2 protein-coding genes are annotated in these 1,152 nt (G+C 69.4%); both read right to left on the bottom strand.

Going from position 1 to position 1,152, the window contains the following annotated elements; genetic code table 11:
- Nucleotides 1-113: 113 nt before the first annotated feature.
- Nucleotides 114-347 carry a hypothetical protein gene (locus AB1L88_RS26910; RefSeq protein WP_367099809.1) on the bottom strand — a complete coding sequence of 78 codons (234 nt, stop codon included), beginning with the start codon at nt 345-347 and terminating at the stop codon, nt 114-116.
- 113 nt (nt 348-460) lie between these two features.
- A complete protein-coding gene (locus AB1L88_RS26915; RefSeq protein ID WP_367099810.1) occupies nt 461-913 on the bottom strand; it encodes an SMI1/KNR4 family protein in 453 nt (150 codons plus the stop codon).
- Nucleotides 914-1,152: the final 239 nt, after the last annotated feature.

Below are 1,152 nucleotides of genomic sequence, written 5' to 3' on the forward strand. Positions count from 1 at the left end.
GACGCTCCATGCCCCCGCCGCCTAACGACCAAGCTCAGCGGACCGGCCCGCCGAGGGATAGCTTGATGATACCAGGAAGCGCGGCGGCGGGCCGGGTCCGCTGCAGCGCGAGGTTAGGCGTCGATCTCATCCCGCGGCTTGGGCTTGGGCTCGGCACGAAGCATGTAGCGGTACTGGTATCGTGCCCACAGGAAGAACAACGGCTCCAGGAACAGCAGGACCCCGGCCAGATAGATCGGCGGGGCTTTCAGGTCGAGGAACAGCGGCACCGCGACGGGCACGTTGAGGGCGAGCCAGAGCAGAATGGCGGAGACGAGGGCGATTGTCTTGCGTTCGCTCCGGGGCATCCGACTGCTGCCTCCCGCCGCCTAACGACCAAGCTCAGCGGACCCGGCCGCCGAGGGAAGCCTTGATGATACCAGAAAGCCCCGTGGCGGCCGGGGTCCGCTGCAGCGCGAGGTTAGGCGGTCCTCCGCAGCTCGTCCACGTCGATTGTACCCCGGCATGCCTCGGGGAATGAACCGGCGACCCGGACGCATTCCTCGGCGGACCACCCCAAGTTGCCGGCGTGCGAGCAGACCACGGGGTACTCGCCGCCGGCCGCAGGCCCCCGCATGTCGAGCAGGTAGAACGTGCCGCCGCCGTTGAATGCGAGGGGCAAGGCTTGCGGCATGAAACGCGGGAGGCCATAAGCCTCCGACATAGCGAGGACGCCGTGGCCCGGGTCGAGCGCCGGGAAGAACTGGAACCACCGCCCGCCCGTGCGGAACTCGCCGCCATCGGACCAGCTCAGGAGCGACAGGTACGACGGCGGGAGGGGCCGACCGACCTCGGCGACGAGCCGCTCCAAGTCGGACGGGGGCGCCCCCGCGACCGGGTATGCCTCGTCGAAGACCGAGGACCAGTCGATCACGGTGGCCTCCCGCCGCCTAACGTGAAGGTTCAGCGGACCCGGCCGCCGACCCAAAGCCTTGATGCTACCAGGAGACGCCCGCGGCGGCCGGGGTCCGCTGCAACCGCGGGTTAGGCGGCCGGTCGGCCTTCTCTGGGGGCCACTGGCTCTGCCAGTGCCGTGCCGGACCGGAGCACTGGTAGAGCCAGTGGCACCCAGACATGAGCACCTTTCATCCGCCAGTGCCACCCCGCCGACCG

Source organism: Tautonia sp. JC769, assembly GCF_040717455.1.
Taxonomy (GTDB): domain Bacteria; phylum Planctomycetota; class Planctomycetia; order Isosphaerales; family Isosphaeraceae; genus Tautonia.

What these genes read in the sequence shown, in the direction of transcription:
- AB1L88_RS26910 (WP_367099809.1), bottom strand. Translation starts at nt 347, where the DNA reads ATGCCCCGGAGCGAACGCAAGACAATCGCCCTCGTCTCCGCCATTCTG.